This is a genomic window from Streptococcus sp. HF-1907, assembly GCF_015594605.1.
Lineage (GTDB): Bacteria > Bacillota > Bacilli > Lactobacillales > Streptococcaceae > Streptococcus.
Genome location: NZ_JADNQT010000006.1, coordinates 18,748 through 40,082 on the forward strand (window position 1 = coordinate 18,748; position 21,335 = coordinate 40,082).

Consider the following 21,335-nt stretch of genomic DNA (forward strand, 5'->3'; position numbering starts at 1 on the left):
ATGCCTAAAGATAAACAAGATAAACCAGAAAGTTCTGAAAGAGAAGAGCTTGTGCTGACTGAATGGCAGAAGCGTAATTTAGAGTTTCAGAAAAAACGTAAGGAACACGAGGAAGAACAAAAGCAACTAAGTGAAAAGTTACGCTTGGAAAAACGTCGGCAATATCACTTGGAGCCCGAAGACGAAGAGGTTGACGATCCTAAAAAGAACAAAAGAAAAGCTCCAAAACCTAAAAAAAATCAGAAAGCTAAGCCGAAAAAGCCTACCCGAGGTGAAAAACGCCGAGCTAAGGCAAAAAAACGTGCTAAAAATCCGAGAAATAGAGCGAGACCTTTATTGTATTTAGCAATTCCGATATTGCTTATTTCAATCTTTTTCTTGACACCTTTCAGCAAGCAAAAGACTGTTACTGTTTCGGGGGCGAAAAATACGGCATCAGAGACCGTGATTAGTGCTGCGAAAATCAAGGCTAATGATTATATTACCCAGTTGATTTTACATCATAAAACCTACGAACAATCAGCAGTGGCTAATGATGAATGGGTCAAGTCAGCAAGCTTGACTTATAAATTTCCTAATCAGTTTAATTTTGCTATCAAGGAATTTTCCATCTATGTTTACGCCCAGACCAATTCGGGCTATCAACCCATTTTAGAAAATGGTCAGTTGACAACAGAGCCCTTCGATAGTTCAAAACTGCCAAGTACTTATTTGACTGTAAATTTATCGGATAAGAAAATGATTAAGCAATTGGTGTCTACCTTGCAGTCTATGCCAAAATCTTTAGTTAGTCAGATTCAGATTGTTAGATCAGCTGGGTCTAAGACGACGAAGGATTTGTTAAATATCGAAATGCGTGATGGGAATACTGTCTTGGTTCCTTTGTCGACTCTAGCGAATAAGTTGCCATATTATAATACGGTGAAGAAAAATCTGACAGAGGTTTCAACAGTAGATATGGAAGTTGGTGTTTACACAACGACAGGGGCTACAGACAGCGCAGCCACTTCTCAAGAGAACACTCAGTCATCAGACACGCAAACTACAGAAGAAAGCTCGACTACCCAGGCAGAAACAACGACTGAACAAAGCACACAAGCAGACCAGCAGGTGGAGACTACTACAGATGTAACTGCAATCGAGCAAAGCTCAGAGAATACAGCTGAAACGGCTCAATAACCCAGATTAATATTCCATAACAAAAAACGTAAAATACTGACATTTTATGTTTTTTTATGATATAATATTTTCTGAATAATTCTGTTTTAGGCAGTTTTTGATTAGTAAACGAACGGAAAGATAGTGAGGGCAAGTGAATGGCTAGAAATGGCTTTTTTACTGGTTTAGATATAGGAACAAGCTCAATCAAAGTACTGGTTGCTGAGTTCATCTCAGGTGAAATGAATGTGATTGGCGTTAGTAATGTTCCAAGTACCGGTGTAAAAGATGGCATTATTATTGATATTGAAGCAGCAGCTGCCGCAATTAAGGTAGCTATAGAACAAGCAGAAGAAAAAGCAGGGATTACCATTGATAAAGTCAATGTTGGACTACCCGCTAATCTTCTTCAAATCGAACCAACCCAAGGAATGATTCCTGTTCCGAGTGACTCAAAAGAAATCAAAGATGAAGATGTTGAAAGTGTTGTTAAATCAGCTTTGACCAAGAGTATCACTCCAGAACGTGAAGTTATTTCATTGGTTCCCTTAGAATTTATCGTTGACGGTTTCCAGGGGATTCGTGATCCGCGTGGCATGATGGGAATTCGCCTTGAAATGCGTGGCTTGATTTACACTGGTCCAACAACTATTATGCACAATCTTCGTAAGACGGTTGAACGTGCTGGTATCAAGGTTGAAAACGTTGTTATCACGCCGCTTGCCATAGCTAAGTCAGTCTTGAACGAAGGTGAACGTGAATTTGGTGCAACCGTTATTGATATGGGTGGCGGTCAAACGACTGTCGCTTCAATGCGCAACCAAGAATTACAATACACCAACATTTACCCAGAAGGTAGCGATTACGTTACAAAAGATATTTCAAAAGTTTTGCGCACAACCATGGAAATTGCGGAAGCTTTGAAATTTAATTTTGGTCAGGCTAATGTTGAGGAAGCTAGCATGACTGAGACGGTTCAAGTTAACGTTGTTGGTAGCGATGAACCAATTGAAATCACAGAAAACTACTTATCTCAAATTATCTCTGGACGCATTCGCCAAATTCTTGAAAATGTAAAACAGGATTTGAGTCGTGGACGCCTGCTGGACTTGCCTGGTGGTATTATTCTAGTCGGTGGTGGTGCAATTATGCCGGGTGTGGTTGACGTTGCTCAAGAAGTTTTTGGAACACAGGTTAAACTTCATGTTCCAAACCAAGTTGGTATTCGTAATCCGATTTTTGCTAATGTTATTAGTATTGTTGATTACGTTGGTATGTTGTCAGATGTTGATATTATTGCTCAGCATGCTGTGACAGGGGAAGAAGCTCTACGTCATCAGCCAGTTGCTTTTGATGTTCCTGAGCCTATGGTCCCTACCCCAACGCAAACGTCAACCTATGTTGAACCAAGTCCAGTAGCAACACCAGCTATGGAACCAATTCAACCCCAAACTCAACCAAAACAACCAGCTCAACCTAAAGTAAAAGTGACAGATCGTCTTCGTGGTATTTTTGGTAGCATGTTTGATTAACAAGTAAGTGAGGAAATAAAATGGTATTTTCATTTGATGCAGCATCAGTTCAAGGTGCGGTAATTAAAGTAATCGGTGTTGGTGGAGGTGGCGGTAATGCCATTAACCGTATGATTGATGAAGGTGTTGCAGGTGTTGAATTCATCGCAGCCAACACAGATATTCAAGCACTAAGCAGTTCAAAAGCCGAAACTGTTATTCAGCTTGGACCTAAATTGACTCGTGGTCTTGGTGCTGGAGGTCAACCTGAAGTTGGTCGTAAAGCTGCTGAAGAAAGTGAGGAAGTATTGACAGAAGCTCTTACTGGAGCAGACATGGTCTTCATCACTGCTGGTATGGGTGGTGGATCTGGTACAGGTGCTGCACCAGTTATCGCTCGCATTGCTAAAAGTCTAGGTGCTCTTACAGTTGCAGTTATTACACGCCCATTCGGCTTTGAAGGAAACAAGCGTGCTAACTACGCAATCGAAGGTATTCAAGAACTTCGTGAACAAGTTGACACATTGCTTATTATTTCAAATAACAATCTTCTTGAAATCGTTGATAAGAAGACGCCACTTCTTGAAGCATTGAGCGAAGCTGATAATGTCCTTCGTCAAGGTGTTCAAGGGATTACAGATTTGATTACTAACCCAGGTCTTATCAACCTTGACTTTGCCGATGTAAAATCAGTTATGGCAAACAAAGGTAATGCCTTGATGGGTGTTGGTATCGGTTCTGGTGAAGAACGCATCACAGAAGCAACTCGTAAAGCAATCTATTCACCACTTCTTGAAACAACAATTGACGGTGCTGAAGACGTTATCGTTAACGTTACTGGTGGTATGGACATGACCCTTACAGAAGCTGAAGAAGCATCTGAAATTGTCAGTCAAGCTGCTGGTAAAGGTGCTAACATCTGGTTGGGTACTTCAATCGACATGGACATGAAAGATGAAATCCGTGTAACAGTTGTCGCAACAGGTGTTCGTAAGGATAAGACTGATAAAGTTTCAGGCTTTACAGCTTCATCTGCTAATCGTTCTGCTTCATCAGCTGGTGCCTTTTCAGAGCCAGCTCCTCAACCAAGCTATGAACGACCATCACATTTTGACATGTCAGAAACACGAAAAATGCCTGCTCAGCCAACACCATCAGCGTCTGTAAATCATAATCAGCCATCAGCTTTTGGTAGTTGGGATTTACGTCGTGATAATATCACACGCCCAACAGAAGGCGAATTAGACAGTAAATTGTCAATGTCAACTTTCTCTAGTAAAGTTGACTCAGACGACGAATTAGAAACACCTCCATTCTTTAAAAACCGCTAATGATGACTTTACAAGAAAATAAAACAAAGATTTTTAACCAAGTTGCTCAAGCAACTATTGAAGCAGGACGGCCTCAAAATAGCGTGACTGTTGTTGCTGTTACTAAATATGTTGATAGCGAGGTTGCTCGCGCTCTTGTGGACATAGGAGTGACTCACATCGGTGAAAATCGTGTGGATAAGTTTCTTGATAAATACCAGGCCTTAAAAGATTATGACTTGACATGGCATTTAATCGGAACTTTGCAACGTCGTAAGGTTAAAGATGTTATCAATTATGTTGATTATTTTCATGCCTTAGATTCTGTGAAGCTTGCCGCAGAAATTCAAAAACGTGCAGAGCATCCTGTTAAATGTTTCTTACAGGTTAATATTTCTGGTGAAGAGAGCAAGCATGGTTTTAGCCCAGAGGAAGTTGAAGATGCGTTGGCGCAAATGGCCGACTTCGATAAAGTTGAGTTGGTTGGTTTGATGACGATGGCGCCGATTGCTGCGACTGAGAAAGAAATTGCTGATATTTTTAGCAAAACCAATCTTTTAAGACAACAGTTAGCAGATAAAAAGATGAAATATATGCCATTTTCAGAACTCAGTATGGGAATGAGTGGCGACTATAAGATTGCTATTCAAAATGGTTCTACATTCGTAAGAATTGGCACATCTTTCTTTAAATAATGGGGGAAACAATGGCATTAAAAGATAGATTTGAAAAGATTATTTCTTACTTTGATACCGATGATGTGAGCGATGTTGAGGAAACTGTTGAGGACGAAGTTGTTCGTCCACAACCTAAGCCAACAGTACCACGTCCAGCTGTATCGACTCCAAGTCAACCACAGCAAAAACAAAGGGAACGTCAACCTTATGCGACAGCACCGTATCACGAAGGAACATCAGCTCAAAAAGAAATGGTAAATGCAATGGCAGAACGCAGAGAAGCCTTAGCTAGTCAACAAGAACAAATCACGATTGCTTTGAAGTATCCACGTAAATATGAGGATGCTCAAGAAATTGTAGACTTGCTGATTGTTAATGAATGTGTCTTGATTGATTTTCAGTATATGCTTGATGCTCAAGCACGTCGTTGCCTTGATTTTATTGATGGAGCGAGTCGTGTACTTTATGGTTCGTTGCAAAAAGTTGGTAGTTCAATGTATTTATTGACGCCAGCCAATGTTGTTGTTGATATTGAGGAAATGAATATTCCGAAAACCAATCCAGAGTCTGGCTTTGACTTTGATATGAAACGACGCTAGGAATTCTTATGTTATTATTGATAATAGTATTGAGAGCCCTTAACGTTTATTCCTATTTGATGCTTGCCTATGCTTTACTATCATGGTTTCCTGGAGCTTATGACACATGGCTTGGTCAGTTATTGTCACAGCTTGTTGAGCCAGTCATTAAACCATTTAGAAAGCTTCATTTACAATTTGCAGGTTTAGACTTTACCATATTAGTTGTCATGTTGGCACTTAACTGGTTGAGTCGTGTTCTGATTATGATATTTGCCTAATGGTTGCTAAAGATATTTATCAGCATTTTCGGCCTAAAGAAATTTCCTTTATCGATCGGATAGATAACTTGGCTCAGAGGGTTGAGGACACTTATACTTACTATGTGACGGAGTTTCTTAATCCGCGTCAAGTTAAGATTGTCAAGAGCATCCTTGGTCAGCGTGGTATGACTTATTACCTTTCTTCAGACTATTATCAGACAGAGTATGCTAAGGTTATCCTAGCGCCAGAATATTATAGTTTTGATGAAGCTGATTTTGAAATGACCTTGATTGCAATTGATTATAATGCTAAATTTAATCAATTGACGCATGCGCAAATCATGGGAACTCTTCTCAATCAACTTGGGATAAAACGTTCTGTACTAGGGGATATATTGGTTCAGAATGGTAAAGCCCAGTTAGTTGTTGAATCGAGCTTGGTCTCCTATTTGATGACTTCAGTGCAAAAAATCGGCAGAGCTAGCGTCTCATTGAAAGAAGTTCCTTTTCAAGAGTTACTGACTCAAGAACAAGACTATCAAACAATGGATGTACTTGTCTCAAGCATGAGATTGGATAAACTAATAGCTACTGTCTTGAAATTGTCGCGGCAAGAGGCAGTTAAGTTGATTGTGTCCGATAGGGTAAAGGTCAACTATGCTAATGTGGGAAGAACCGCTGAGCTACTAGCTATAGATGATATGGTCAGTGTGCGAGGTTTTGGTCGTTTTACAATCATTCAAGAAAATGGCTTGACCAAAAATGGTAAAATTAAGTTAACAATAGAAAAATTGATACATAAATAAGGAGAAGGTATGACACTTACAGCGCTTGAAATTAAAGATAAAACATTTTCAGTTAAGTTCCGCGGTTATAGCGAAGAAGAAGTTAATGAATTTCTTGACATTGTTGTTGAGGATTATGAAGCACTTGTTCGCAAAAATCATGAACAAGAAAGTCAAATTAAGACGCTTGAAGAAAAATTGGCTTACTTCAATGAGATGAAAGAGTCACTTTCTCAATCAGTTATTTTGGCACAAGAGACGGCTGAAAAAGTGAAAACATCTGCTCATGATGAAGCAGCTAACGTTGTCAGCAAAGCTAACTTTGACTCACAACACTTGATTGATGAAGCAAAATCAAGAGCAAATGACATTCTTCGTGAAGCAACTGATGAGGCAAAACGTGTCGCGGTTGAAACAGAAGAATTGAAACGTCAAACACGTATTTTCCACCAACGTTTGATTGCAGAAGTTGAAGGTCAATTAGGACTTGCAAATTCACCAGTTTGGGATGAATTATTGAAACCAACTGCTGTTTATCTTCAAAATTCAGATGTAGCTTTCAAGGAAGTTGTTGAGAAAGTTCTTGATGAACACATTGAAACAGAGGATGACTCTGCTTCATTTGATGCGACTCGTCAGTTTACCCCTGAAGAAATGGAAGAACTACAACGTCGTGTTGAAGTAAGTAACAAGCAGTTAGAAGCTGCTGGTGTTGTTGAGTCAGAAACCATTGAGACATCAACTGCAACAACGGTAGAGCCAGTCTTGGATTTTGGTGAAACACAAACATTTAAACTAAATATTGAAGATTAAGAAAAACAGTGTCTGATTCTTACATTAACAGCGAGTAGGAGATGGTGGAAGCCCTACATTCCCTGAGGATTAGAAGATCATTTTCAGTCATCTTGTCTGAATAAAGTAGGATGAGAGGTTGGATTCACCTTACGAATCGCAAGAGGGAGTAGAGTATTTCTACTCTGAACTAAGGTGGTACCACGAGCTTTCGTCCTTTTTGGCGGGAGCCTTTTATTTTTGGGAAATAGCAGAGCTATGAACCTTACTTTTGATACTATCTCTCTGCTGAAGCAGTAGAAGTGATAAGATATATTTTAATTATTAAAGGAGCAAAGATGAAATTAAAAGACACCCTAAATCTAGGGAAAACAGCTTTTCCAATGCGTGCTGGTCTTCCAACCAAGGAACCTCAATGGCAAGCAGCATGGGAGGAGGCAGATCTTTACAACAAACGTCAACAGTTAAACGAAGGTAAACCTTCCTTCCAATTGCACGATGGCCCTCCATATGCCAACGGAAATATTCACGTTGGTCACGCCATGAATAAAATCTCAAAAGATATTATTGTTCGTTCAAAATCAATGTCTGGTTTCCGTGCTCCTTACGTTCCAGGTTGGGATACACACGGACTTCCAATTGAACAAGTTTTGGCTAAACAAGGTGTCAAACGTAAAGAAATGGACTTGGTTGACTACCTTGAGATGTGTCGTGATTACGCTCTTAGCCAAGTTGATAAACAGCGTGCAGACTTCAAACGCCTTGGTGTTTCTGCTGATTGGGAAAATCCATACATCACTTTGAAACCTCAATACGAGGCTGATCAAGTTCGTGTATTTGGTGCCATGGCTGATAAGGGTTACATCTATCGTGGTGCCAAACCAGTCTACTGGTCATGGTCATCAGAATCTGCTCTTGCTGAAGCGGAAATTGAGTACCACGATATTGATTCAACATCACTTTATTACGGAAATAAAGTTAAAGATGGTAAGGGCGTCCTTGATACAGACACTTACATCGTTGTTTGGACGACTACACCATTTACTATCACAGCTTCCCGTGCCTTGACTATGGGTGCTGATATGGATTATGTGGTTGTTAAACCTGCTGGTCAAGACCGTAAATATGTGGTTGCTGAAGGACTTCTTGACAGCTTAGCTGAAAAATTTGGCTGGGAATCTCCTGAAGTTCTTGCTCGCCATAAAGGTGCTGAACTTGAGATGATTACAACTGAACACCCTTGGGACGCTGAAATTGAAGAACTTGTCATTCTTGGCGATCACGTTACTCTTGATTCAGGTACTGGTATCGTCCATACGGCTCCTGGTTTTGGTGAGGACGACTACAATGTCGGTGTTAAATACGGTGTTGACGTTGTTGTTACGGTCAATGAACGTGGGTTGATGATGGAAAATGCTGGCGCTGACTTCGAAGGTCAATTCTATGATAAAGTAACACCACTTGTTCAAGAAAAATTGGGTGACCTTTTGCTTGCTAGCGAAGTTATCAATCACTCATACCCATTTGACTGGCGTACTAAAAAACCTATCATCTGGCGTGCCGTGCCACAATGGTTTGCTTCCGTTTCAAAATTCCGTCAAGATATTCTTGATGAAATTGAAAAAACAAGCTTCAAGCCAGCTTGGGGACAAAAACGTCTTTATAACATGATTCGTGACCGTGGTGACTGGGTTATCTCTCGTCAACGTGCTTGGGGTGTTCCCCTTCCAATCTTCTACGCTGAAGATGGCACAGCTATTATGACTAAAGAAGTGACAGACCACGTTGCTGATTTATTTGCAGAACATGGTTCAATCGTTTGGTGGCAGCGTGAAGCTAAAGATTTACTTCCTGAAGGTTTCACTCACCCAGGTTCTCCAAATGGTGAATTCACAAAAGAAACTGACATCATGGATGTTTGGTTTGACTCTGGTTCATCATGGAACGGTGTTATGAATGCTCGTGAACATTTGAACTATCCAGCTGACCTTTATCTTGAAGGGTCTGACCAATACCGTGGTTGGTTCAACTCATCACTCATCACATCAGTTGCGGTTAACGGTCATGCACCATACAAATCAGTCTTGTCACAAGGCTTCGTTCTTGATGGTAAGGGTGAAAAAATGTCTAAATCACTTGGAAACACAATCCTTCCAAGCGATGTTGAAAAACAATTTGGTGCAGAAATCTTGCGTCTTTGGGTAACTAGCGTTGATTCTAGCAACGATGTTCGTATCTCAATGGATATTTTGAAACAAACATCAGAAACTTACCGTAAAATCCGTAACACACTTCGTTTCTTGATTGCCAATACAGCAGATTTCAATCCAAATACAGATGCAGTTGCTTACGAAAACTTGCGTGCAGTTGATAAATACATGACAATCAAGTTCAACAAATTGGTAGCCACAATCAAAGAAGCCTACGAAAACTATGACTTCATGGCTATCTATAAATCAGTTGTTAACTTCATCACAGTTGATTTGTCAGCCTTCTATCTTGATTTTGCCAAGGATGTTGTTTACATCGAAGCAACAGATAGCTTGGTTCGCCGTCAAATGCAAACTGTTTTTTACGACATCTTGGTGAAAATCACTAAATTATTGACACCAATCTTGCCTCACACAGCAGAAGAAATCTGGTCATACCTTGAATTTGAAGCAGAAGAATTTGTTCAGTTGTCAGAAATGCCAGAGGAGGAAAACTTTGCGGACCAAGAAGCCATCCTTGAAGAATGGGAAGCCTTCATGACTCTTCGTACACAAGCTCAAAAAGCCTTGGAAGAAGCGCGTAATGCCAAAGTCATTGGTAAATCATTGGAAGCTCATTTGACAATCTATGCTAGTCAAGAAGTGAAAACATTGTTGACTGCCCTTGATAGTGATGTGGCTCAACTTTTGATTGTTTCAGGTTTGACGGTTACTGATGAATCAGCGCCAGCTGATGCTGTTAAATTTGAAGACGTAGCTTTCACTGTCGAACACGCTCATGGTGAGGTTTGTGAGCGTTGCCGTCGTGTGGATGAAACAACAAAAGAACGTTCCTATAATGCTACAATTTGTGATCATTGTGCCCAAATCGTTGAAGCTAACTTTGCTCAAGTAGTTGCTGAAGGATTTGAAGTTAAAGCTAAATAATATGAAAAACAATCGAGGAACCTGGTTCTCCGATTGTTTTTGTTTAGCCAAAAAATTGAAATTAAAAAGAGCCTTAATGGCTCTGAAGTATTAAACAGTTGTTGGAAATGAAATTTCAATCAACTTAGCAGTGTGTAATGTTCTGAGTTGGTCGAGTTGAACAATTGATTTGTCAATTTTACGCTTGAGGAAAAATTCGCGGATGGTTTCAATTTCATCATCTTTGATAGCGCGATATTTGTTGGAAATCAAGAGTTCATAGTGTTTGGGCGCTTGTGTGAAAATCACGTCAGTATTTCCCGCAGAATAAACTTCAACTAGTTGAGCATCGGTATTACGAAGTTGATTACGAACTAATTCGGGATGACTACTTGTTGTATTGATAAGTCTCATCGGTTACCTCCTAAGGCTTTCTTGCTATTATTATATCACTATTTTAGGACAAAGAGGAAGCTTATTGATGATTTTTTTGCCAGGCCTCAATTCCCCATTTATGGCTGCCGCGTTTTAAATTGGCTTTAGCCTCTTCAATCGGAAACCATGCTAGATGGTTGAAATCTTCTAGCGGTGCACCGACAGAAGTGAAGTGAGTCACTTCGTAAATATAGGCAGGGTTGTAAAAGTAAGTGTCCCGATGACTTGAATAAAAGTATTCGTCAGCCTGTCCGTAATATTTGCCAATCTCTGCGGTAAATCCCAATTCCTCAATCAACTCACGGCTAAGAGCTTTCAAATGGTCCTCGCCAGCTTCAATTTCGCCACCAGGCAAGAACCAGGCGCTATTTGGCGCTTGAACCAGGATAATCTGATCCTTAGTTTCGTTTGGAATAACGGCATAGACACCGTAGCGTGCGGTGTAATCAACCCCTTCTTTTTTAGTTCCGAAAGTTGGATTGTTCATAGCAGAGCTCCTTTTCTTAGTAGTCATTTCCTTTATTATACTAAAATCTGATAGAGATTGCTCTATAAATCATGGAAATTTTTTGAAAAATTAGGAATGACTTGAGTTTTTTTCAAAAGGTGCTAGAATAAATTTACATAGGAAGAGGGGGAGTTTTATGTCAACAAAACGCTTAACAGTCGGGGCTTTCTTCATGGTCCTGATGATTATTTTAAGTTCAAGTATGTTTTCCGTACCAGTTCCTGGGGGACATTTTTACTTTAATACGGTATTGATTTTCTTGGTTTGCCTTTACTTTGAGCCTTGGGAAGCGGTGGTTATTGCGGGTGTGGGGTCATTTTTAGGAGATCTTTTCTTTTACCCAGCTCCTATGTTTGTGACTTTAGTAACGCATTCGATTCAGACTTTTGTCATGGCGAGTTTGATTGGGCTTGGTAAAAGGGAAAGGGTTAGTTTCGCTCAAATTTCATTGGCTTTTGTCGTTGGAGGGATTATGGATATTGTTGGTTATTTTATCGGTCGTTCTTATCTTTACGCAACGCCAAGCTATGCTAGCTTAAAATTGCCATTTGATATTATTGCTTTTTTTGTGGGAGCAGCGCTAGCTATATTTCTCTACTATCGAACCCCTTTGACGAAAATGATAATGAAAGCATTAAAATAAGAGTTAGACGATTTTGTCTAACTCTTATTTGTTAATCTTCAGTTTTAGCGTCTGAGGTTTCTTCAACCTTCTCAGCTTTTTTAGCAGACTTGATGACAATCTTGCCATTGCTTGTCATAACAGCCTTGAGCTCTTTTTCAGTTGGATTTTCAAGGTAGAAGTCTGTGATGGCATCTTCAATGTTATCTTGAATGGTACGACGGAGTGGACGGGCACCCATCTTAGGATCGTAGCCCAAGTCAACTAATTTTTCTTTAACTTTATCAGTAACATCAAGGTGAATATCATTGTGAGCCAAGCGATCATTGACATCATCCAGCATAAGGTCAACGATGTGGAGGAGATTATCCTTGTCTAATGACTTGAATTCGATGATACCGTCAAAACGGTTCATGAATTCTGGGCTGAAGAAGTCACCGAGTTGACCGAGAACAGAATTAGTACGACCTTCGCGAGCAGCACCGAAACCAACAGAGGCTTCAACCTTACCAGTACCAGCATTTGAAGTCATGATAATGATGGTATCCTTGAAACTGACGGTGCGACCTTGACCATCTGTCAAACGGCCATCGTCCAAGACTTGCAAGAACATGTGCATAACGTCTGGGTGAGCCTTTTCAACCTCATCAAGCAGGATGAGAGAATAAGGATTGCGACGCACTTTTTCAGTCAGTTGACCAGCTTCTTCGTAGCCGACATAACCTGGAGGGGCACCGACCAATTTAGCCACGCTGTGTTTTTCCATGTATTCAGACATATCGAAACGAATCATGCTGTCAGCAGAGCCGAAGAGCTCAATCGCCAATTGCTTAGACAATTCAGTCTTACCAACACCAGTAGGACCGACAAAGAGGAAGCTTCCGATTGGGCGGTTTGGCGTACCAAGTCCAACACGGTTACGGCGGATGGCCTTAGCAATCTTGTCTACGGCCTCATCTTGACCAATGACATGTTTTTTCAAATCATCGGACAGATTAATCAATTGTGACTGTTCCTTAGCTTTAAGGTCACCAACTGGGATGTTAGTCTTTTCTTCAATGATGTGCTCAATCGTTTTTTCAGTGATGATAGGCGTGTCTTGCTCATCAACCTTTTGATTTTGCATTTCTTTGAGTTTAGCGATTTGGTCGCGGAAATAAGCTGCGCGTTCATAATCTTCTTCACGAGTGGCTTGCGCTTTGAAATTTTCAGCGTCAATCAAACGTTGGTCGATTTCCTTAGGGTCAATGAAGTTGAGCGTCAAGTTCATCTTAGAACCAGCTTCGTCAAGCAAGTCAATGGCCTTGTCTGGCAAGAAGCGGTCTTGAATGTAACGATTTGATAGTACCGCAGCTGATTCGATGGCATCGTCGGAATATTTGACATGATGATAGTCTTCGTATTTCTTTTGAATGCCTTTGAGGATGGTAATGGTTTCTTCAACTGAAGGTTCATCTACCTTGACGGGTTGCATACGACGTTCTAGCGCAGCATCTTTTTCAATAATACGGTATTCATTAAGCGTTGTCGCACCGACCAGTTGCAATTCACCGCGAGCAAGAGCGGGTTTGAGAATGTTACCCGCATCCATGTTGCCGTCACCTGTAGAGCCAGCACCGACAATTTCATGAATTTCATCGATGAAGAGAATGACATCCTTGCGGTTGCAGATTTCTTCCATGAGCTTTTGCATGCGTTCTTCAAATTGACCGCGGATACCAGTGCCCTGAACGAGACTGACAACATCTAGGCGGATAACTTGTTTGCCTTGCAGTTTTTGAGGAACGTTGCCGTCAACGATTTTCTGAGCTAAACCTTCAACAACAGCGGTTTTACCGACACCGGGTTCTCCGATGAGGACTGGGTTATTTTTAGTACGGCGGTTGAGAATTTCGATAACACGGATGATTTCAGCATCGCGACCGATGACTGGATCGATGTCGCCACGTCGGGCAATATCGGTCACGTTGATACCAAATTCTTCAAGCAATCCTTGAGGCTGTTGTTGCTGAGGTCCTGAATTTGGACGACGGTTGCCACCATTATTGCCATTTCCGCCTTGGTTACCATTGCCACCACCACGGTTACCACCAGCTTGTGTTGGTGGTGTGTTTGGAAGGTCTTGACCTCCGAAGGCACGGAAGTTGTTGAGGTCTCCAAAGAAATCATCAAAGAATGGATTGATGCTGTTTGAAGCACCGCTATTTCCTTGAGATGAAGATGGTTTTGGATTATTTAAGCCTGCAAAGAAGGCGTTATTTGGATCAGTTTTAATAATTTGATAGCAGTTCTGGCAAAGGTCAACTTGTTGTTGTTTGCCGTTCACATTTGTATAGAGATGAATCGTTGATTCATTTAGATTACAATTTTGACAGAGCATAAGCTACCCCTTTCTACAATCGTTGACCTAGTAAGATAGTCAAATTTGGTCAAACTTTATAGTCTTATTATAGCACCCAGTCCCTAGAAATCAAGTAAAAAGTTTGATTTTTTAGCACTATTAGCGCAAGAGTGCTAAGTGAATTTTTATAAAATTATTCAGAATTATGTTGACTTTTGTGTATAAATATTCTAAAATATCTTTATATTTATAAAATGGATGGTAAGAGAGATGACAAGTAAATCATTTTTAAAGGAAATTGACTTTACAAAATCGGAATTGGAGGGCTTGATTGATTCAGCGTTGCAATTTAAAGACTTGAAGAAAAATAGAATTCCGCATAAATATTTGGACGGGCTTAATATTGCCTTGATTTTTGAGAAGACTTCTACCAGAACGCGTTCGGCTTTTACGGTTGCGGGTCAGGATTTGGGCATGAATGTGACCTACCTTGGCGCTGGTGATATTCAGCTGGGCAAGAAGGAGTCGGTTATCGATACGGCTAAGGTTCTGGGTTCTATGTTTGATGGGATTGAATACCGTGGCTTCAAGCAATCTGATGTGGAGGATTTGGCAACCTATTCTGGAGTTCCAGTCTGGAATGGCTTGACGGATACATGGCACCCAACTCAGATGGTTGCGGATTTCATGACCATGAAAGAGCATTTCGGCTCTTTAGAGGGATTGAAACTTGCTTATGTCGGTGATGGTCGTAACAATATGGCCAACTCGCTCTTGGTGACGGGAGCCATCTTGGGTGTTGATGTGGCAATCATCGCTCCAGCCAGCTTGCAGCCAGAAGATGAGATAGTAGCGCTAGCCCATTCCCACAATAATAGTGCTAACTTGACCATTACGGATGATATCGAGGCGGTCGCTGGGGCGAATGTGCTCTACACGGATGTCTGGGTGTCTATGGGCGAAGAGGTGGACTTCAAGGAGCGTATCGACCTGCTTTTGCCTTATCAAATCAATGCTGCGCTGGTTGAAAAAACGGGAAATCCTGATGTGACAGTTATGCACTGCCTGCCAGCCTTTCATGACCTCAACACGCAAATTGGTCAGGAAATTTATGATAAATACGGTTTGGCTGAATTGGAAATCACGGATGAAGTTTTTCAGAAGTACAGTTCTACCATTTTCCAAGAGGCTGAAAATCGTATGCATTCCATCAAAGCAATTATGTATCAAAGCTTGAATCCGCTTTAATAATTTGAGAAAAAAGCGCTAATTATCCAACTTTGCTTGTGAGATTTGTCCTTTTTGTGTTAAAATAGTAAAGACTAGAAAGCAAATAGGAGAATATAAAATATGGAATCACATTTGGTGAGAATCATCAACCGCCTTGAATTGATGGCGACTGATGGTGGTAATCTTAAACGTAATTTTGAACGTGATGGTGTTGTTGTTGCAGAAGTTTCTTTCAGCAATGACCCTGAAAACGGTCCGGTATTTACATTGCGTGATGTTGAAGCGCGTGAGTCTTACTCATTTGACAGCATTGACTTGATTGCAATGGAAATCTACGACTTGTTGTACTAAAATGAAAGTAAGAGCTGGGTTGTCCTAGCTCTTATTTATTTATAAAAATATGCAAAAAAGTTGTATGTTTATTCAGAATATGTTAAACTATAAGAGAATTTATCTTTATTAGGAGTAATCAATGGACTTTTCATTTTTATCGTCTTACTGGTCATACTTTAACTATGGTGTGCTGGTAACTATCATGATTTCCGCTTGTGTGGTTCTCTTTGGGACCATCATTGGGGTTTTAATCGCTTTAATTAAACGCACTGATATCAAAATTTTGACTTGGCTGGCTAACTTTTATGTCTGGGTTTTCCGTGGGACACCCATGGTTGTTCAGATTATGATTGCCTTTGCTTGGATGCATTTTAATAACATGCCAACCATTGGTTTTGGTGTCTTGGACCTTGACTTTTCTCGTTTGCTTCCAGGGGTTATCATTATTTCGCTAAATAGCGGTGCTTATATTTCTGAAATCGTCCGTGCCGGTATCGAAGCTGTGCCAAAAGGACAAGTGGAAGCGGCTTACTCACTTGGTATCCGTCCGATAAACACTCTTCGTTATGTCATTTTGCCACAGGCTTTCAAAAATATCTTGCCTGCGCTTGGGAATGAATTTATCACTATCATCAAAGATAGCTCACTCTTGCAAACCATCGGGGTTATGGAATTGTGGAACGGTGCTCAGTCAGTCGTAACGTCGACTTACCAACCCGTATCACCGCTCTTGTTTGCGGCCTTCTACTATTTGATGGTGACAACCGTCTTGTCAGGCTTGCTTAAACTCATGGAAAATAAACTAGGGAAAGGAACGAAGAACTAATGGCTGAAAACATTATTTCAATCAAGGGACTTCACAAATATTTCGGTAAAAACGAAGTCTTGAAAGGCATTGACCTTGATATTAAAAAAGGTGAAGTGGTTGTTATTATCGGACCATCAGGTTCTGGTAAGTCAACTTTCCTTCGCACCATGAACCTTCTTGAAGTGCCAACCAAAGGTGTGGTTAAGTTTGAAGGTGTGGACATCACAGACAAGAAAAATGACATCTTCAAGATGCGTGAAAAAATGGGAATGGTTTTCCAACAATTCAACCTCTTCTCAAATATGACGGTTCTTGATAACATTACCTTGTCACCAATCAAAACCAAGAAAGTATCAAAAGCAGAAGCAGAAAGCAAGGCTTACGACCTGCTTGAAAAGGTTGGTTTGAAAGAAAAGGCTGACGCTTACCCACAAAGTCTATCAGGTGGTCAGCAACAGCGTATTGCCATTGCGCGTGGGCTTGCTATGGACCCAGATGTTCTTCTCTTTGACGAACCAACATCAGCCCTTGACCCAGAAATGGTTGGGGAAGTGCTTAACGTTATGCAAGACCTAGCCAAGTCAGGGATGACCATGGCAATCGTCACTCACGAAATGGGCTTTGCCCGTGAAGTAGCAGACCGCGTCATCTTCATGGATGGCGGCTACATTGTCGAAGAAGGCACACCAGAAGAAGTCTTCGAGCATACCAAAGAAGCACGTACCAAAGATTTCCTTGGGAAAGTTCTATAAGATGTAAAGGTCGGACTGCGGTTCGACTTTTTTTGTTTGTTTTTTATAAAAATTATTTTGGCGAAAATATCGTTTTGTGCTCACTTCGTTCGCTCTGGTCTGTGATGGTGATTTTTTGTGAAACGAGTTTAGTTATTGATTTTTACTTGGTATAAGCCCGTTGTAATCTAAGATTATGCTATAATGGAGGCAAGAAATCAGAAGGGGGCTCAGCTATGTCTGGACATAATAAATGGAGTAAGATTAAGAACAAGAAGGGTGACGCGGATGCTAAGCGTGGTGCGGTTTTCAATAAGCTGTCGCGTGAGATTTTTATGGCGGCGAAAAATGGTGGTGGCGACCCTAGTATGAATGCGGCGCTTCGCTTGGTGCTGGACAAGGCGCGTGCGGCCAACATGCCTAAGGATAACATCAATCGTGCTATCAAGAAGGCGACGGATGTGGACGACACGACTAACTACGACGAGATTACTTACGAGGGCTATGGTCCTGGTGGTGTGGCTATTTTGGTGCACACGCTGACAGACAATAAAAATCGTACAGACGCTCATATTCACACCATTTTCAGCCGTAATGGCGGAAATATGGGCTCATCTGGTTCGGTTGCCTACATGTTTGACCGCAAGGGCTACCTTGTCGTTGAGCGCGAGGGGCTTGATTTGGACGAAGATGCTATGTTTGAAGCCATTTTAGAAGCTGGCGCTGAAGATTTAAAAACGTCTGAGGATATCTTTGAAATTATCACAGCCCCCAAAGATTTCCCAGCTATCAAAGAAGCTCTTTCGTCACAAGATTTGACTTTTGCCGAAGCCAAACTCAGCATGATTCCACAAAACTACGTTGCCCTCACTGATGAACAAATGGAAAAATTGGACAACTTGGTAGACAAGTTGGAAGATGACGACGATGTGCAGGATGTCTTTACCAATGCGGAAGGCTAGTCTTTGCCTAAATTGATGATAATCAAAAACAAGATTCACGAGTTGGTGGATCTTGTTTTTTAGTTATTTGACTGTGGTTTTGGTCACTCCCAAACAGAATGGTCCTTTTACCACGGTTTTCATTTTAATTTGAGAGAGGCAACTCAATCCTAACGAGCAGCCCAGGCTGATTATCGCTGAATTGAATCTTCCCATGATGCAATTCAGCGATTTGCTTGCTGATGAGGGTACCCATGCCGTGGGTGTCGTAGTTGCGGGACTTTTGATTGAGTTCTGCGATGGTTTCTGCATTGATTTTGCCATCGTCGGCTAATGATAGTAAGGCATGTCCATCAGTTTGACTGAGCTTGACGGTCAAGTTAGGACTGTCATTGTGATTGTGGGTCAGGCTGTTGAGGATAATGTTGCTAATAGCACGGGTTAACAGACTTTTGTTTCCCATGACTGGAGTGGCTTGGGTAGGTAGGTCAAAGCCTAACTTGAGGTCAGGATAATTGTTGTAGAAATCTGCGATGATTTGGCGAAGTAGACTATTGAGGTCAAAACTGGTCATTTCTTGTGCAATTTCCTGACTTTCCAGCAGATAACTCATGTTGAGGTTGGCAATGATGTGCTCCATCTTGTGGATGTTGACTTCAATCTGCTGGGTTTGTTTGTTGCTGCCTTGCAGGCTTTCCAGCTGATTGGTGTAGCCCAAGATTAGAGTTAAGGGATTGCGCAGGTCATGGCTGATGCCACGAATCCAGTGGCTGCGCATGTCCTTGTTTTCAATGAGCAGTTGCGACGTCTGATTAAGGGCAGACTTGATTTCGGACAGATTGCCCTTTTCATCTAGCAGGACAGGCTTGTTATCAGACAGATCAGCCAGCGCTTGGGTGATGGGCTTGAATTCTTTTCGCAACTTCCATTGAGAACGAAGGAAAATCAAGAAAATCAGAAGTAGGAGTGTCAGTCCAATCCAAAGTACCAGACGAAGCAAGCGGTAGAAGTTTTGAATGAGAAAGTAGTTGCTGGGAAGCTTAGCATAGCTGTCCTTGGGATAGCCCAAGATTAACAGTTTTTGGCCGACCGCATAAGTAAAAATAGGATAATCATCCAGATACCAGCGGGAGGAACGAGCAATGTCTACTAGAGAATAGGTGCGCTTCAACTTACTAGGTAGGCGATAGGATTGTTCCACCTCTCCCTTGTCATCCAGCAACATGAGCCAGACCTTGACCTTGTCCAACAGCTTTCTGTTATCCGCTGTCAGCTGGAGCTCATCTTTTATGACAAGATTTCGTGCGACATCTGTTGGTAGTTTGTCCTTGTAGTAGGACTGATTGATGGTGCTATAAAGGCCAAAAATAAGCAGGCAGACAGCGACACTAAAGACCAGAAGTAGGCTTAGGAAATACATCCGCAGGGTTCTTGAAAAATAGTTGAAGGTCTTCATCTAGTCCACCCTCAACTGGTAGCCCAGCCCCTTAATGGTAATGAGGTGGACGGGCTTAGAAGGATTGTTCTCAATCTTCTGCCGCACCTTGTGGATATGAGCCATGAGCGTGTTCTCGTAGCCCTGATAGCTGTCGCCCCATACCGTCGCCAGCAGATTGTCAAAAGTGACAATCTTATTTTTATGCTCATAAAGCGCCCTAAGTAGGCTAAACTCCTTGGCAGTTAGTGGAATTTCTTGACCATCTTTGAGAATAGCTGCGCGCTCAAAGTCAATTTGACAGGCACTAAGTGTGACCAGCTCATTTTGCTGGGGATAGCTGCGCTTTAGAATGGACAAGAGCCGTAATTCTAGTTCTTTAGGGCGGAAGGGCTTGACGATATAGTCATCGGCTCCTAGTTCGAATCCCTGATACTGTTTTTCAATGTCAGAGACGGCTGAGAGAAAGAGAGCTGGCATGTCAGAGGTCTTGCGAATCTCTCTCAGCACCTCAAAGCCAGTACCATCTGGTAGCATAATATCTAAAATAGCCAAGTCAAACCTTTCTTGAGCCAGTAAATCCAAGGCTTCTTGCTTACTGCTAGCAGTTGTCAGCTGACTAAAGCCAGCAATGGACAGGCTTTCCGTCACTAGCTCTAAAATATCTGGATTATCATCTAAAATCAAAAGTTTTCTATCTTTTACATTCATATCCGTCACCTCAACCCTAGTATAGCATAATCGTCTTAGCAACTCTGCCATTTCCCTAAAAATTAAGGAGGAATTAAGGAAGGCAGCAAGGAGGCGTAAGGTGGGGCGGCTATACTGGTAGTGTAAGGAGGTAGCGAGATGGCTACAATGATTGAATTAAAAGATGTCAAGAAAGTTTTCGGCAAGCAAGTAGCGGTAGATTTGAGTGACTTGCGCTTAGAGCAAGGCGAGATTTATGGACTTATCGGTCCCAACGGTGCGGGCAAGTCAACCATTATGAAGATGATTTGTGGTTTGCTTGAGCCCAGCTCTGGTCAGGTTACGGTGGCAGGTGTCGCCATGTCTGAGGCAAATCGTATCGGTATTTTGAAGCAAATTGGTTCCTTGATTGAGGAGCCAGCCTACTATGATAATCTGACGGGTCTTGAAAATATGCAGATTCTCAAGGAGCTGAAAGGTCTGACTGACCAGGATGTGACAGAGGCGCTAGCCATTGTCCGCTTGACTGACCATCAAAATAAGCGCGTCAAGCATTACTCGCTTGGCATGAAACAGCGTTTAGGGATTGCCATGGCCATCATGGGACGACCTAAGTTGATTGTGCTGGATGAGCCGACAAATGGGCTTGACCCGCAGGCGCGTGAAGAAATCCGCAAGCTCATTCGTAGCTTGCCTGAGAAGTTTCAGACGACAGTCATGATTTCTTCTCATGCGCTGGATGAAATTGAGAAAATGGTGACCCAGATTGGGATTATTGGTAAAGGCAAATTGCTCTACCAAGGAACTATTCGTCAGTTCAAGAGTCAGCACAGTGGTCAAATCTGTCTTAAGACGTCAGCTGATGACAAGGCGCTTGCGCTTTTGAAGCTGGATGCTAGTCGTGTTCAAGTGACGGAGCAGGGCTTGATGCTGTCAAATTATCCTGATGATGTGGTAGCTGATTTGGTGAAGCGCTTAGTGCTAGCTGACATAGCCGTTTACCGTATCTTTGAGGTCAACAAGTCCTTGGAAGAGCTCTTTATTGACTTTACGGCCAGCGATGTTTTGTAG

General features: G+C 41.6%; 21 protein-coding genes. 16 read left to right on the forward strand and 5 right to left on the reverse strand.

Features of this window, described 5'->3' with window-relative positions:
• From IYQ92_RS04845 to ileS, 9 genes are all read left to right on the forward strand, one after another.
• Complete coding sequence (locus IYQ92_RS04845) at positions 1-1,179, forward strand: FtsQ-type POTRA domain-containing protein (protein ID WP_195675602.1); 1,179 nt, start codon at positions 1-3, stop codon at positions 1,177-1,179.
• A 137-nt stretch (positions 1,180-1,316) separates the two neighbouring features.
• Positions 1,317-2,690: a cell division protein FtsA gene (gene ftsA / locus IYQ92_RS04850; RefSeq protein ID WP_195675603.1), complete on the forward strand. Its 1,374-nt coding sequence runs from the start codon at positions 1,317-1,319 to the stop codon at positions 2,688-2,690.
• Positions 2,691-2,710: 20 nt separating this feature from the next.
• On the forward strand, positions 2,711-4,000 hold the full coding sequence (gene ftsZ / locus IYQ92_RS04855) for a cell division protein FtsZ (protein WP_195675604.1): 1,290 nt from the start codon (positions 2,711-2,713) through the stop codon (positions 3,998-4,000).
• A complete protein-coding gene (locus IYQ92_RS04860; RefSeq protein WP_195675605.1) occupies positions 4,000-4,674 on the forward strand; it encodes a YggS family pyridoxal phosphate-dependent enzyme in 675 nt (224 codons plus the stop codon). The genes ftsZ and IYQ92_RS04860 overlap by 1 nt, the downstream gene beginning before the upstream one ends.
• 11 nt (positions 4,675-4,685) lie before the next feature.
• Positions 4,686-5,255: a cell division protein SepF gene (locus IYQ92_RS04865; RefSeq protein ID WP_195675606.1), complete on the forward strand. Its 570-nt coding sequence runs from the start codon at positions 4,686-4,688 to the stop codon at positions 5,253-5,255.
• A gap of 8 nt (positions 5,256-5,263) precedes the next feature.
• Positions 5,264-5,515, forward strand: a complete 252-nt coding sequence (locus tag IYQ92_RS04870; protein WP_195675607.1) for a YggT family protein — start codon at positions 5,264-5,266, stop codon at positions 5,513-5,515.
• On the forward strand, positions 5,515-6,303 hold the full coding sequence (locus IYQ92_RS04875; protein ID WP_195675608.1) for an RNA-binding protein: 789 nt from the start codon (positions 5,515-5,517) through the stop codon (positions 6,301-6,303). The genes IYQ92_RS04870 and IYQ92_RS04875 overlap by 1 nt, the downstream gene beginning before the upstream one ends.
• A gap of 9 nt (positions 6,304-6,312) precedes the next feature.
• Entirely contained in the window at positions 6,313-7,095 is a 783-nt protein-coding gene (locus IYQ92_RS04880) for a DivIVA domain-containing protein (RefSeq protein WP_195675609.1), read from the forward strand.
• A 317-nt stretch (positions 7,096-7,412) separates the two neighbouring features.
• Entirely contained in the window at positions 7,413-10,211 is a 2,799-nt protein-coding gene (gene ileS / locus IYQ92_RS04885; protein WP_195675610.1) for an isoleucine--tRNA ligase, read from the forward strand.
• 90 nt (positions 10,212-10,301) lie between these two features.
• Here the strand turns inward: ileS and IYQ92_RS04890 are convergent, their stop codons facing one another.
• Entirely contained in the window at positions 10,302-10,604 is a 303-nt protein-coding gene (locus IYQ92_RS04890) for a DUF1827 family protein (RefSeq protein WP_195675611.1), read from the reverse strand.
• A gap of 61 nt (positions 10,605-10,665) precedes the next feature.
• Positions 10,666-11,112, reverse strand: coding sequence for an NUDIX hydrolase (locus IYQ92_RS04895; RefSeq protein WP_195675612.1), 447 nt, complete (start codon positions 11,110-11,112; stop codon positions 10,666-10,668).
• 157 nt (positions 11,113-11,269) lie between these two features.
• Between IYQ92_RS04895 and IYQ92_RS04900 the strand changes: the two genes are divergently transcribed.
• Positions 11,270-11,776 carry an ECF transporter S component gene (locus IYQ92_RS04900; protein ID WP_195675613.1) on the forward strand — a complete coding sequence of 169 codons (507 nt, stop codon included), beginning with the start codon at positions 11,270-11,272 and terminating at the stop codon, positions 11,774-11,776.
• Between the two features lie 31 nt (positions 11,777-11,807).
• On the opposite strand, the gene IYQ92_RS04905 is transcribed toward IYQ92_RS04900, so the two are convergent.
• Positions 11,808-14,135, reverse strand: coding sequence for an ATP-dependent Clp protease ATP-binding subunit (locus IYQ92_RS04905; RefSeq protein ID WP_195675614.1), 2,328 nt, complete (start codon positions 14,133-14,135; stop codon positions 11,808-11,810).
• 219 nt (positions 14,136-14,354) lie between these two features.
• Between IYQ92_RS04905 and argF the strand changes: the two genes are divergently transcribed.
• The 5 genes from argF to IYQ92_RS04930 all read left to right on the forward strand — a co-directional run bounded on the left by argF (position 14,355) and on the right by IYQ92_RS04930 (position 18,160).
• Positions 14,355-15,344, forward strand: coding sequence for an ornithine carbamoyltransferase (gene argF, locus IYQ92_RS04910; protein ID WP_420705747.1), 990 nt, complete (start codon positions 14,355-14,357; stop codon positions 15,342-15,344).
• Positions 15,345-15,446: 102 nt separating this feature from the next.
• Complete coding sequence (locus IYQ92_RS04915) at positions 15,447-15,677, forward strand: YkuJ family protein (RefSeq protein ID WP_195675615.1); 231 nt, start codon at positions 15,447-15,449, stop codon at positions 15,675-15,677.
• Between the two features lie 121 nt (positions 15,678-15,798).
• A complete protein-coding gene (locus IYQ92_RS04920) occupies positions 15,799-16,485 on the forward strand; it encodes an amino acid ABC transporter permease (RefSeq protein WP_195675616.1) in 687 nt (228 codons plus the stop codon).
• Positions 16,485-17,219, forward strand: coding sequence for an amino acid ABC transporter ATP-binding protein (locus tag IYQ92_RS04925; protein WP_195675617.1), 735 nt, complete (start codon positions 16,485-16,487; stop codon positions 17,217-17,219). Before IYQ92_RS04920 ends, IYQ92_RS04925 begins: the two co-directional genes overlap by 1 nt.
• 215 nt (positions 17,220-17,434) lie before the next feature.
• Positions 17,435-18,160, forward strand: a complete 726-nt coding sequence (locus IYQ92_RS04930) for a YebC/PmpR family DNA-binding transcriptional regulator (RefSeq protein WP_195675618.1) — start codon at positions 17,435-17,437, stop codon at positions 18,158-18,160.
• A 124-nt stretch (positions 18,161-18,284) separates the two neighbouring features.
• Here the strand turns inward: IYQ92_RS04930 and IYQ92_RS04935 are convergent, their stop codons facing one another.
• Together IYQ92_RS04935 and IYQ92_RS04940 are read right to left on the reverse strand one after the other, a co-directional pair.
• Positions 18,285-19,595, reverse strand: coding sequence for a sensor histidine kinase (locus tag IYQ92_RS04935; protein WP_195675619.1), 1,311 nt, complete (start codon positions 19,593-19,595; stop codon positions 18,285-18,287).
• Positions 19,596-20,285, reverse strand: a complete 690-nt coding sequence (locus tag IYQ92_RS04940) for a response regulator transcription factor (RefSeq protein ID WP_195675620.1) — start codon at positions 20,283-20,285, stop codon at positions 19,596-19,598. It lies immediately after the preceding gene.
• Between the two features lie 138 nt (positions 20,286-20,423).
• Between IYQ92_RS04940 and IYQ92_RS04945 the strand changes: the two genes are divergently transcribed.
• The gene (locus IYQ92_RS04945; RefSeq protein WP_195675621.1) at positions 20,424-21,335 is read left to right on the forward strand and encodes an ABC transporter ATP-binding protein; all 912 of its coding nucleotides are present in this window, start codon (positions 20,424-20,426) and stop codon (positions 21,333-21,335) included.